The sequence below is a fragment of the Thermoflavifilum thermophilum genome, from assembly GCF_900116565.1.
In the GTDB taxonomy this organism is placed as follows: domain Bacteria; phylum Bacteroidota; class Bacteroidia; order Chitinophagales; family Chitinophagaceae; genus Thermoflavifilum; species Thermoflavifilum thermophilum.
On sequence record NZ_FPCJ01000001.1, the window covers coordinates 511914 to 525148 of the forward strand.

Sequence of the window (13235 nt, forward strand, 5' to 3'; positions counted from 1 at the left end):
GGAAAAATGTTTACCTCCGGATAATCCCCGATCCGCCATCCCGGGTCGGGGATTTTTTATGAAGTAAGTACCAATTTGTGTTCCGCAATGTATGCCCTGGCATAGCTCAGGCCGATCTGATAGATTTCATCAAACTTATGCGTGTCAAACAACCCAAACTGACTCAGGCCCGGTGGTTCAATAAACCACTGGCAATGCATCATATTCCGATGCACCACCCCCCGGATGGCAAAATGAAGTGTACGTTCCAGATTGCGGATAAAGCTGCGTTTTGCCGGGTCATATTCCGGCAGCGGATTGACGTGTACACCTACGATAGGTGCAAACCGATTCAGAAACGGCTCTACGGGAAGGTTGCTGCTCAATCCACCATCCACATAAGGTTTCCCATCAATATACACAGGCGGAAAGATAATCGGGATGGCGCTGGCGGCCAGCACCGCCGGAATGATCGGCCCTTTGTCAAATACCCGGAGCTGACCATTCGTAAAATCCGTTGCCGAAACAAATAACGGAATACGCAACTCTTCAAAATGGGTATGCCTCAGGTATCGATGCAGAAAAGCTTCCAGAAAATGGAGCGAAAGTCCCAGGCTGTGGCGGGTGAGCCTGAAGCGGGGTGTAAGCTTATAATTCCTGAAAATCTCAGCAGCTTCCTGCGGAGTATATCCATCGCAAATCAGCACGCCCGCAATAGCGCCGGCACTGGTTCCGGAAATTGCCCTGGGCAAAATGCCCTGTTCGGCAAAAGCCTGTAATACGCCAATATGTGCATAGCCTCTGGCTCCACCACCCGACAACACAAAAGCATATTCACGTACGACAGACGCCACTGGTATATGATCCGTCGAAATATCCATGGTATCAGTTCTTACCCGAAAATAATGCATTCACCAACAACGCACATCCCATCACCAGCAAACAACCTACCACATTAAGCCATAAAAACGAAACAGTATGTATCTGGTATAGCCCCAGCACCACCAGTTCAGCCAAAATAGCCGACCAGAACACTGCCGTACCTTTTACCTGCTTCAGATAAAAAGCACATAGAAAAATACCCAGGATGGTGCCATAAAACAATGAACCCAGCACATTTACCGCTTCAATCAGGCTTCCCAGCCTGTTGGCAAACTGGGCAACCAGAATGCAGAAAACACCCCAACCCAGGGTAAACCATTTTGACATGCGCACATAATGCTGCTCACTGCCCCGTGTGTAAACTGCCCGTTTGTACACATCCACCAGGGTAGCCGAAGCCAAGGCATTGAGTGCCGCTGCAATAGAACCCCAGGCAGCCAGAAAAATAACCGCAATCAACAAACCCACAACACCGGCGGGCAACTCATCGAGAATGAAGTACAGGAAAATGTAGTTGGTATCGTTATGATCGGCATGAGGCACAGCCTGGTGAATAAGATCCATAGCCTGTTGCCTGACATGTTCTGCTTGTTGATGCAGCTGAATAAATGTGTGCGCATCCGTCTCTTTTCGATGGTAATGCCATTGTTGAATCAACTCCCAGGCAGCCGTTTTCTTTTGAACGAAAATGGTGTCGTACTGCCTTTGCAAAGCAGCAAATTCGGGTTGATACACCGAAGTATTAATTTCCCGAACGACAGTAGGATTGAAGAATAGCGGAGGTTCATAAAACTGATAAAACGCCAGCACCAATGTACCAATCAGCAAGATCCCGAATTGCATGGGAACTTTTACCATGCCATTCATCAACAAACCCAACCTGCTTTCCTTTACAGAACGCGCCGTGAGATAACGGCCTACCTGGCTCTGATCCGTTCCAAAATAAGAGAGTGCCAGGAAGAAACCACCTATGATTCCGCTTAGCAGGTTGTATTTATCCTGCCAGAAATCGGCATCCCGCCAATCCGTACGGGGCACGACGGCATTGAGTTTGCCTAATTTCCCGGCCAGATGCAAGGCATCACTGAAGCGAACATGATCGGGCAACCGCTTTACCAGCAACCAGGCAGCCATCAACATACCGGCAAAAATGATTACCAGCTGCAGCTTTTGGGTGTGTGCTACCGATCTGGCTCCTCCACTCACTGTGTAAATAATCAGCAGCCCTCCAATGAAAATATTGGTCCAATAAATATTCCATCCGAGCAAGGAAGATAGAATAATGGCCGGCGCATAAATGCTGATGCCCGTAGATAACCCACGCTGCAATAAAAAAAGAAATGACGTAAGGGCCCGGGTTTTCAGATCAAATCGTTTTTCCAGAAATTCATAGGCGGTGAAAACCTGCAGACGCCGGAAAGCAGGAACAAAACTGATGCAAAGCACCACCATGGCAAGTGGCAGGCCAAAATAATATTGCACAAAGCGCATCCCGTCAGTATAAGCTTGTCCGGGTGCCGATAAAAAAGTAATGGCACTGGCCTGCGTGCCCATCACGGAAAGCAGGATCAGATACCAGGGCATGGACTGATGATCCAGAAAATAGCCGCTGAGATTATCGCGCCTGCGGCTTTTCCAGACTCCATAGCCAATGATCAGCACCAGCGTAACCGTTAATACCAACCAGTCTAATGCCTGCAAAATCTATATGCTTTTAATTTCAGTCTTCGTTGTGTTGTTATGCAAATCAGAGCTAAGATTGGATCAGGAAAATGCAAGCGTAAACCACCAGAACAGACCTATCAGCAACAACAGCCACAGCACCACCAGCAGATACCACATCCACCAAGAGGATAACAGGGGTGGTTTTTCTTCAGGTGCCAGTTGCTTACGGGAAGTCATAGATGAAAGGTTTTATTGTTTTTTCACCAGACTGATGCTCAGCAAGCCAATAAGCAAACCTATAATCAATCCTATCCGCACATTTTCAAACAACAAACCCAGCAGCCCGCCCAGCAGCAAGCTGAACCAGATGCTCACCTGCAAGCGCTTTTTATCGCGAGTCGTGTTTTCCATGAGATGCAGTTGAAGAACCCAAATCTCGCTTACGTCCAGCCAGCATATTTACAAACAACCGGAATGCACCCGGAACGCCTGCCGGAAGCTCCCGGAAAAAATCCAGACAGGTGTAAACATATTTCCCTTTGCCATAGTCTGCCACAAGAGTAGATCCATCCAACGGCTTATCGCCTGTATCATGCATGCTGAATGGCTTCCGGTAACGGGCATCAGCCTGAGATACGAAATACAATCCGCGCTCCTGGATCCATCCATCAAAATCGGCTTCGGTGATTTCATTGGGATCGTGCAGCAACGGATCTTCAGGCAGCAGAAACTTTACCGGTGCATCTTCTTCTGTTACCCGATCACGTGAAAGGGTAAAAGGATAGGGACCCAGTTGCGGGGTAACCAGATTGAAATTGTTGTTGTACTGCACCACCAGTGTGCCTCCGTTGTACACATATTGAAGCAAGATGGGCTGGGCATAAGCCAGCCAAGGTACGGTATTGTAGGCTCTCACACCCGTCACAATGGCATCATACTGAGCCAGATTCCCATGCATGACATCCTGCTCCTGCAAGAGGGTTACCTGAAATCCGCACTGACGAAGGGCTTCGGGCACCTGGTCGCCAGCCCCCATGATGTACCCGATACGCGAACCACGGATCTGCAGAGGCAACAGCACGGCACGGGCTTCGGCAGGAGGAAACCAGGTGATATCCGGAATATGGGGATAACTGATCAGCCGATAGCCCTTGTCATACGTTTTTCCCTGCTGATAGGCAACAGCCTGTATTATTCCGGTGCGCGACTGAGATGGAATAGAAGAGGCATAAACCTTAAAATCAAGCCAGGTTTCATCACCCCGGTGCATAAGCCGATAGGTTTGTTGCTCGGGCTCTGCTTGGAATCCTTTAGGTAATTTGAGCTGTACATATCCCACACAGGAATCCTGAAAGGCCTTTACCAATACCCGTACCTGCACAGGAGCTGTTTGGGTAAACACGTATACTTTGTTTTCCGGATTCACCGTCACAGCCGGAGCCACTACAAAAGGTTCATAGAGCTCACCCTTCACAGGATCTGTGTGTTTGAATACCACCGGTAGCGTATAACGGAAAGGCTCGCCAGCAATATCCAGCATACAAGTGATGGAAAAAGCAGGTGGGTTTTCAGGCAGGCCAATCATCTGCTGGTTCTGCACCTTATAATAGCCCACCGGATGGGGCTGTTGCAGCCAGTAGGGTTGCGAGATGGGCATCGTATGCGGTACAACCACTTCCCGGGAGAATGACTGATCTTCATCCCTTGCCAAAGGCTGACGCATAGACAAAGTATCTCCGGGGTAGGCAATGCCGGTTAACGTGACAGGCAAATGGGAACGGTTGATGATTTCGGCACGTAGTTGAAAATGCTGGCCTGGAGCTACCGCCGGCTGGTCAGTAGTGGCCTCGATGTACAATCCGCTACATTGCTGAATGAGTGCATCTATTTCCTGAAGCTTTTGATTTTTCCAGCGGTTTTCGGGCATCTGCTCAATAGCCCGGTATAAACTGATCAGCCCAGGTACGGAAAGTTCGGGAGAATCAACCTGGAAATGTTGCTGGATGCTGTCGATCATCTGCTGGATGTGTTCACCTCCTGGCAGGGCTGTCCAACTGGTCGCGATTCCATCCATAAGATCATGTACCGGAGGATCGCCGGCAATGGTTACGAAATATTCTTCATGGCTACCTCTGTTGCGTGGCACCCCAAAGCCCTGGCTTTTATGCATCGATCGGCTGTCGGCAGCAATTTCGCCATAACTTTCTCCCAACAAGGTATTGAATCCCCCATCGTCAATGTGAAATTGATTTGCATTCGTGGTGTTTACGTTGCCAAAGCGATAGGTATTCCACAGCAATCGCCTGGCTTGCCAGGGCTTTACATAACGCAGTTGTTCGGGAAATTGATGGGGATCAGCAGCTGCCAGAAAAGCTTCATGGGCCAAAACGGCCGAAGCCCAATGCTGCCCATGTCCCGCACGGCTGTCTTCCGGAAAACGGCAGATGATAACATCCGGTTGAAATTTCCGGATAATCCATACTATGTCACCCAGAATCCGCTCATGCCCCCAAAAACGAAGGGATTCATCAGCCGATTTGGAAAAGCCAAAATCATTGGCCCGGGTAAAAAACTGCCGAGCGCCGTCTATACGCCGGGCAGCCAGCAATTCCTGCGTGCGGATCAAACCCATTTCTTCGCCCTGCTCATCACCAATCAGGTTTTGCCCACCATCTCCCCGCGTACACGACAAATAGGCTGTTTCATATAATTTTCCATTCGCCAGATAAGCTAACAGCTGCGTGTTTTCATCGTCGGGATGAGCAGCTATATAGAGCACTTTACCAAGTACTCCCAGTTTCAACAGATGCAAGCGGATCTGGGCTGCATTCCATTCAGCCGGCCGCTGAGCCTGTACATCACGAGGCAAACAAGCCAACCACATCAACCCTATCAGCAAAACATGGCAATGCCGAAATGAGCGGATATCAGAAAGGATCATATTTCAAAAATACAGGACAGAAACCGAATTGCCCAAAACAATGGATGGAATAACCTTAATTTTAGGAAAATCTGCTACGCCAGCTTTGTGCAAGGGTTTCAAATGCCTGCAACGCGTCTGGATTGCGCAGCACACCGGGCTGCACTACCTTTTCGAGTGGCATGCCCAGGAATAATTTTTTCACCGGCATTTCCAGCTTCTTTCCGCTGATGGTATACGGAATATCATCTACCGCTATAATCTCATCTGGTACATGACGGGGAGAGCAGCTGTTGCGCAACGCCTCCTGGATTTTTTGTTTCAGCCCTATGCTTAATTCTATTTCCGGTAACAACACCACGAACAAAGGCATGTAACTTTTCCCATTGGGCAATTCAATATTTACAATCAGGCTATCCTTGATTTCTGGCAAGCGGTCCAGTACCCGATAAATTTCGGCTGTTCCTATGCGTACGCCCTGCCGGTTTAATGTAGCATCTGATCGCCCGTAAATGATTACTCCGTCGTGCTCGGTAATCCGGATCCAGTCGCCATGTCGCCAAACGCCCGGGTACATCTCAAAATAGCTTTCCCTGTAACGGGTGAAATCCGGATCATTCCAGAAATACACGGGCATACAGGGCATAGGCGCCGTTACCACCATTTCACCGATTTCATGATCCAATGCCTTTCCGTTTTCATCATAGGCATACATGCTACATCCCAGGCACCGGCATTGGATTTCCCCGGATCTTACCGGCCGCCACAAACAACCTCCCACCCAGGCTGTACAGATATCGGTGCCACCGCTCATGGAGCAGAGCCACACATCTGATTTGATAGACTGGTATACATATTCAAAACCTTCTGCAGGCAGAGGCGAACCCGTAGAGCCAATGCTGCGAAGACTTGCCAGATCCAAATCATCGGCCCGATATCCGTTTTTTTTGCAACTCATCAGAAACGGTGCACTGGTGCCAAAATGATGAATGGGCAACTGGGCTGCCAGTCGCCACAGCACACCCATATCCGGATAAGCGGGATGCCCGTCATATAATACAGCTGTTGCCCCCATCAGGAGAGAGGCCTGCAGAAAATTCCACATCATCCATCCAGTAGTCGTGTACCAGAAAAAATTCTCACCTGCATGCACATCATTGTGAAAGGCCAGGTATTTCAGATGTTCCAGCAACATTCCGCCATGCGAATGGGTGATGGCTTTAGGTATGCCCGTTGTACCGGAAGAGTATAAAATCCACAGCGGATGGGAAAAATCCACTTCCACCACCTGTACATCGGCGCTTATCGGCGCCCGACGGCTTCCCCCGGCAACCGCATCTTCCCAGCTGACCTGCTTGGGGTGAATATCCTGCCAAGTAGCTTCGTCGTGTATCCGGGGAACCAGTATCACACATGCCAGCGAGGGCAGGGCTTCGCAGATGGATTTCAGCTGTTGCTGCCGGTCATATCGCTTGCCCTGATACACATATCCATCGGCAGCAATCAAGATTTTAGGCTGAATCTGCCGGAAACGATCCAACACGCCCTGTACACCGAAATCCGGCGAACAACTGCTCCACACCGCTCCCAAAGCAACTGTTGCCAGCCAGCCTATGGTTGCTTCCGGCGCGTTAGGCAAATAAGCAGCTACCCGATCACCTTTTTGCAAACCCACCTGCTGAAAAAAATATTGCAAGCCGGCCACATGCTGCAGCAAGGTTTGCCAGGATACGGGCCGCAAAGGCTTGTCTTCCGCAGCAAACCATAACGCCGGTCGTTGATCGGTTGCGTGTTTGAATACATGAGCCGCATAATTCAACCGCGCACCTGCAAACCAACGGGTGTAGGGCATGGGGTCGCCGCTCATGACCTTTACATGTTCATCGAGCCGGGGAAGCTTAAAATATTCCCAGACTGACTGCCAGAATGCGGGAATATCGCGTACCGACCATTGCCACAATGTAGTGTAATCGTGAAAAGATAATCGTTTTTCACGCGACAGCCATTGCACATAATGCGCCAGATGACTCGCCTGCCAGATTGCATCCGCAGGCTGCCAGAGAATTTCCCCTTCTGCCATTGTGCTGAACGTTTATGCAGTAAGTTAATATTTATTTGCGTTATGGCAGCCTTCAGGTACCATCAGGGAGGTATTTACCCAATAAGGCTTTCCAGCGTTTTGCCGCATCTTCGATATCAAAATTTTCTTTTGCTATTTGCCTGGAACAAGCTCCCATGGCTTTTCTCAATTGTGGATCAGAAGCAAGCAGGTTAATTTTATCATGCAAAGCAGCCATATCCCCAAAGGGAATCAGAAAGCCGTTTTTCCCTTCCCGCACACATTCCCGGCATCCCGGAACATCAAAAGTAACGATGGGGCGGCCGGCAGCACAGGCTTCCATCAGCACACGGGGAACGCCTTCCCGGTAAGAAAGCAATATTACGACATCGGCTTTGGCGTAACAGGGAGCCATATCCTGCACATAACCCAACCATTCCAGATATCCGGGAATCAATAATTCATGAAGTTTTTGAGGATCAATATAAGCCGGATTGTAAGGATCTATTTTACCAGCAAGCAAAAATTTAATTCTGCCCTGCCATTCCTGCCGATAATTTTTCACCAACAGATGCAATTCAAACAATCCCTTTGTACTGATGATGCGTGCGGGAAACAAAACAACCATCGGATGCTGATTCGGTAATTCCGTAAACTTAAATTCCTGCAAGGGCACACCCAGGCCGTGCATCACCAGATAATGATCATACGATGATTGGATGATGTGATGTATCAGTTGTTGATCATCTTTTGTTTCAAACAAATACCAATTGTTTTTTCTTTTGCCTGCGAACCGAAGTAACCATTGTATAGCCCTCCGCATCCAATGATTCTCAGGTAACAAAAACACATGGCCCAGTCCGCTGAAATAATTCAATACTCGCAAAGAAGGTACAAAAAATGCAGCCAGTGAACCGAATACAATAATCTTCAATGAAATGAGCAAAACCACATCGGGTTTATACACTACATATAAACGAATTAATTGCAGAAAAAACAAAGCATTATGCCACGCATCTCCTTTTCCGCGACGCACAGCAGCCGAAATAAAGGTAAATCCTGCCTGCTCAATGGTTGTACGATAACCATTGTCACGACTCACCACATACACACAAGAAGATTGCCCATGAAATACACGCGAAAACAATGGAAGAAAATGAGAACAAAAAAATTGATCATCATTGATAATGATCATGATCTTCCGGCTGGCCGCTATCATAATCAGGGTTGATTAAACAAACATGGATGAAAAAGAAGAAAATCTAAAATGGCAGATCCTCATTCTCTGTTTGTATCTGATCATCAGCAGAAGAAAGTTTTTTATCCTCATCGATACTTTTCAAAACTTCTTCTATATCCTGTTCAGTTTCTGCTAATTTTTGTCTGCATATCCTGATCAGGAAAGCAGCACGCTTCACCTTTGCAGAGAGTTCGTCAATAGTGATTTCTCCGCGCTCTATCAAACCTACAATCTGCTGAAGTTCTTCAAATGCCTGTGTATAGGTGATTTCTTCTGACATAATATGGATGATTAATGATCATGAAATTCATTATCCCGGATCCGTTCGATATGGCTATCTACCTCCCCATCAGCAAAGCGCGTGGTAATCCGATCATCGGGCCGAAGCTGGGTAACACTGCTTACCATTTTACCGTTATGCAATGTAATGGTAAATCCTCTTTTCATGGTATGAATTGGATCATACCAATGAATTTGTTTTTCCCGGATATTCATTTGCTGATGAAATTGTGAAATAAGCTGCCTGATATTTTTTTCAAATGCAGTAACCCATTGCAGGATAACATGTCGGTTTTGCTGCAACAAATGCCTGCTTTCTTTTCCTATCATGCGAGCCAGCATACGGATTTCCGTTTGATGTTCCTGCAAAACACGAATACAACCTTTATTCAAAGATTTTTGTTCATATACGATTTGTTGACGATGCTGCATGAGATCATGGGAGACATGCACTTCCAGCTGCCGGCCTGTAAGCAACAATTGCTCTTTATGAGCATGCATTTGCATGCGTGTAGAACGAATAAGGCTATCTTCGGCTTTGTGCAAAGTGTCGGCAAATGCATCAAAACGTTCTATCAGAAACTCAGCAAGTTTGGTAGGCGTGATGCAATTCACACAGGCCACCATTTCCGTGACCGTCTGATTGGTAGCATGACCAATACCTGTCAATACAGGCAAAGGAAATGTGGCTACTTCTTTTGCAAGCAAATAATCATTAAAAGCCGCAAGACCCGTTTCTCCGCCACCGCCGCGAATGATAGCCACTACATCAAAAACATCTTTATATCGCCTGATATGATTGAGCTGGGCAATAATTGATGCAACGGCTTTGTCGCCCTGCAGCCATGCCGGAAACAATTTGCAGATGATCTTATATTGGTCGCTTCGTTGTTGAAGCACATTCATAAAATCCGCATATCCGCGACTGGTAAGAGCAGATATAACAGCTATGCGCTTGGGTAAAAGTGGAATCGGAAGCTGACGGTTGCAATCAAAATATCCTTCCTGTTTTAACCGCTGTATGGTTTGTTGCTTTTCTTTCTCCAGATCACCCAGGGTAAAACTGGGATCGATATCATGAATCATTAACGCTATGCCTCTTCGGGTATCAAATGTAATTTCTACTAAACACAACACTTTTAATCCATCGCGCAAGGGTTCTCCAGTAAGGCGCTGAAAGGCTGCATTGATTCTGCGATAATGACTGCTCCATAACAATCCCCGCATTTCCGCTACAATCTTATCCTCGCGTTTTTCGACAAGATCAGGATAACAATGCCCTGAGTGAGGATAATAGTTGAGTTTGTGGATTTCCGCTTTAATCCATATCCGCTCTGGAAATGCCTGTTGTATCGTGTTTTTAATCCAGAGCGAAAGTTCGTACAAACTCAAATATGGCTGTTTGGGTTGCAGAGACATATACCTCCGAAATTATCATATTTTCTGCATCTCATGTGAAAGTTCATCTGTTACTCTTTTTCTGATGCAAAAATTTCTGATATTGCTGGCGAATGTACATATCCACAGCATCCTGAGGCGCTTGAAGCAAGAAACTGGTATCAGGTTGCATGGTATGCAGAAATGCCTGCAGGGAATCGCCCCTCAGCCCGGTAATTTCCATGATGCGCTGAGGATTGTATTTGTCAGCAAGGAGCTGTAACTTCAGATTTTGATAGTACTTTTCGCGCTCAGCCCGCTCATAAGCCTCAAACATGCGCCTGAATTTACGCAGGTTGCGTTGCTTATGGGAAAAATAGGTAAAGGGACTCAATACAATGCCAAAGCCGGAAGGCGTGTAGGTTCCCGCCAATGGCTGACGGGCACGTGATAAATAGGCTCCGAATAGCTGCATGCGTTGGATCGAATCCATCTGATAGGGATTCAATCCGCCATGCACAACCACCGGCTGCAAACTATGCGTCATGGGTTTAAGATCAATCTCCACTGGATGATGAGCTATGTTTTGCGTCATCACCAGCGTATCGGTTTCATAGCCCAGAAAGGCAATCCAGATGGTATCTCCCGGGCGGGCAACTACAGCAAAGCTGCCATCCGGATTGGTAAGCGCATACACACCGGCCGTACGATTCTGCACCGTAGCCGGGTACAATGCAAGATGGGTTTGAGCATCTTTGACCGTGCCTGTAAAAGCTGATTGTGCATACAGCAACGAAACATGCCACATCATTTGCATACCCAATATCAGATACCATTTCCCTGCTATGCTGCTGCTCATACGGTTTTCATTTCGGGTAATCTACGTTTTTTCCCGTGATTTTATTCATGACAAAATGAGAAAACACACCCTATGATTACCCATCTCATCATGCCAGTGCAGAAAAATGTATTTTGCAAGTTCCCATTAAGGGTCAGAAACATGCTGCAGTGAGTTATCGTTTGTTCCGGAAATATGAACCAGGGCCTTTTTGGCTGCTATCTTTTCTGCTGCTGGCTGGATTGTTTCCCGCAAAACTCCACGCCCAGGATGTAGTATTTGGGAAAGTAATGGACAATACAACCCGCTTGCCACTGGCAGGGGCTACAGTGATAAACCGATCCACAGGAGAAGGCACACTCACAGATACCGCAGGGATGTATCGCATCCATGCACGGCTACATGATTGGATTGTATTTTCCTACATCGGTTATGCACCCGACAGCATCCAGATTCGCATCATCGGGAAAAACGGAGCCATTGTAAATGTATTTTTGCGCCCCACAGGCTATCTGCTCAATGAAATCCGGGTACAAAGCCGAAGAATAGACTACTACCGTGATTCCATGGAACGAAGGGAATTATATGGTTTTGCATTGGGACAGGAAAAAACCCATGGCCTGGGTGCCGTAGCTCATCCCATATCCGGTTTATTCGATGCTTTGAGTAAGCGCCAGAAGCAAATCTGGCATTTTCAGAAAATTGAACAGCAATTTGAACAACAACAATATATTGCCTCGCGCATCAAAGTGAGCCTGGTGGAGCAGCTGACAGGGCTGCATGGCGATACCCTGAAGCTGTTTCTGGAAAATTACTATCATCCCGATTATGAGTGGGTACGCTTTGCAAGCGATTACGATTTGTATGCCGATATTTTAAAGGCTGCTCGCCAATTTAAGGCTATCTTACCCACTTATGCACCGTTGCACGATAGCCTGTTTTTGCATGCCATTGACGATACATTGGTACATCCTAAAACCAAACCCTAATCAATATTCACTTCCGGAATGTATGCCCCAAAGTTTGCCCTGCTGCCACAACCGGTAGGCTTTTTTGAAGATTTTCTTATTGGCTTCCGTAAGCGATGCATCATCCAGCTCAGTTAAATTCGGGCGTCCTGCATTCACCCAGGCCGTATACCAAAAATCGGCCAGTTCCTGGATAGCCCTGCGCATCTGATCTTCCACCATCCCATGAAGTGCCTCGTGATATGCTTTTGCAAAAGCATAAGAAAATATGAGCTGTCCATATTTGTTTTTCATGATATTTCCATCTGCGTCTTTTCGGTATAATTCATTTTTGGGGAAACGGGCCAACAGTTGTTTTTCCACCAACAAAACCGTGTCTGACAGCTGATGGCTATGACGGATGATTTTCCAGACTTCTGCCTGAATATCGGGAATATAGCGTGCAGGAGCTACGTGAAAATTATATTGATTGCCAAACAATTCCGGTAATTGTGATTCCCAGAAGGCATGAATACCCCGTTGCCCCGTTAGCTGCCCGTCGTGATTGATAGTGGTGTGAAGCGGTACATGGGCATCGGCAATGTAATGACCCAGATCAGCTGCAATAAACAGGATTTCATCGGTACGGCGGTTACGAAAAGCCTGCTCCAGTTTTTGTTCCATTTGCTGAATATACCAGGGCAAAATACCGGCTTCATGCAGTTTTTTCTCACCATATTTCCGGACGGCTGCATCCCAAGTTTCGGGAAGGGAATCAAAAGGATGGTCACCAAATTTCTCAAGATCAATATAGTGCCGGTCAGGCTCAGATTGATCACCGATGACATATTTCCGCAAATCGGGCACTGCAGCTTCTTCTGTGAGATAGTCAATATGATTGAAGAAGAACACACGCATGCTGTCGGGCAAGGCAAACACGGCTGCCCGATTGATATGCTGATGCCCCCAGATGCCCCAGGAAAGTGAAAACAAACTCACGCATACCATCAGGGCAATAAAGCGAGATGTGATAACAGATTGACGCATAA

12 protein-coding genes are annotated in these 13235 nt (G+C 47.2%); 1 reads left to right on the plus strand and 11 read right to left on the minus strand.

Going from position 1 to position 13235, the window contains the following annotated elements; translation table 11 throughout:
* Positions 1 to 56 precede the first annotated feature (56 nt).
* The 10 genes from BM367_RS02155 to BM367_RS02190 form a co-directional block, all read right to left on the minus strand.
* Entirely contained in the window at positions 57 to 860 is an 804-nt protein-coding gene (locus tag BM367_RS02155) for a patatin-like phospholipase family protein (RefSeq protein WP_177224077.1), read from the minus strand.
* 4 nt (positions 861 to 864) lie between these two features.
* Entirely contained in the window at positions 865 to 2562 is a 1698-nt protein-coding gene (locus BM367_RS02160) for a sodium:solute symporter family protein (protein ID WP_092457069.1), read from the minus strand.
* 63 nt (positions 2563 to 2625) lie between these two features.
* Positions 2626 to 2763, minus strand: a complete 138-nt coding sequence (locus BM367_RS12135; RefSeq protein WP_177224078.1) for a hypothetical protein — start codon at positions 2761 to 2763, stop codon at positions 2626 to 2628.
* A gap of 12 nt (positions 2764 to 2775) precedes the next feature.
* Positions 2776 to 2937: a hypothetical protein gene (locus tag BM367_RS12140; protein ID WP_177224079.1), complete on the minus strand. Its 162-nt coding sequence runs from the start codon at positions 2935 to 2937 to the stop codon at positions 2776 to 2778.
* Positions 2915 to 5467, minus strand: a complete 2553-nt coding sequence (locus BM367_RS02165) for a PIG-L family deacetylase (RefSeq protein ID WP_222842553.1) — start codon at positions 5465 to 5467, stop codon at positions 2915 to 2917. Before BM367_RS02165 ends, BM367_RS12140 begins: the two co-directional genes overlap by 23 nt.
* 61 nt (positions 5468 to 5528) lie before the next feature.
* On the minus strand, positions 5529 to 7526 hold the full coding sequence (locus tag BM367_RS02170) for an acetoacetate--CoA ligase (RefSeq protein WP_092457075.1): 1998 nt from the start codon (positions 7524 to 7526) through the stop codon (positions 5529 to 5531).
* Between the two features lie 52 nt (positions 7527 to 7578).
* Positions 7579 to 8724 carry a glycosyltransferase family 4 protein gene (locus BM367_RS02175; RefSeq protein WP_092457078.1) on the minus strand — a complete coding sequence of 382 codons (1146 nt, stop codon included), beginning with the start codon at positions 8722 to 8724 and terminating at the stop codon, positions 7579 to 7581.
* Positions 8725 to 8767: 43 nt separating this feature from the next.
* A complete protein-coding gene (xseB, locus tag BM367_RS02180) occupies positions 8768 to 9025 on the minus strand; it encodes an exodeoxyribonuclease VII small subunit (RefSeq protein WP_092457081.1) in 258 nt (85 codons plus the stop codon).
* 11 nt (positions 9026 to 9036) lie between these two features.
* Entirely contained in the window at positions 9037 to 10443 is a 1407-nt protein-coding gene (gene xseA / locus BM367_RS02185) for an exodeoxyribonuclease VII large subunit (protein ID WP_092457084.1), read from the minus strand.
* Between the two features lie 43 nt (positions 10444 to 10486).
* Positions 10487 to 11260 (minus strand): carboxypeptidase-like regulatory domain-containing protein, encoded by a 774-nt coding sequence (locus tag BM367_RS02190; protein WP_092457087.1) that lies wholly within the window; start codon positions 11258 to 11260, stop codon positions 10487 to 10489.
* Between the two features lie 149 nt (positions 11261 to 11409).
* Here BM367_RS02190 and BM367_RS02195 point away from each other — a divergent pair, with 149 nt between their 5' ends.
* A complete protein-coding gene (locus BM367_RS02195; RefSeq protein WP_092457090.1) occupies positions 11410 to 12228 on the plus strand; it encodes a carboxypeptidase-like regulatory domain-containing protein in 819 nt (272 codons plus the stop codon).
* On the opposite strand, the gene BM367_RS02200 is transcribed toward BM367_RS02195, so the two are convergent.
* Positions 12229 to 13233 (minus strand): zinc dependent phospholipase C family protein, encoded by a 1005-nt coding sequence (locus tag BM367_RS02200; RefSeq protein WP_092457093.1) that lies wholly within the window; start codon positions 13231 to 13233, stop codon positions 12229 to 12231.
* Positions 13234 to 13235 lie beyond the last annotated feature (2 nt).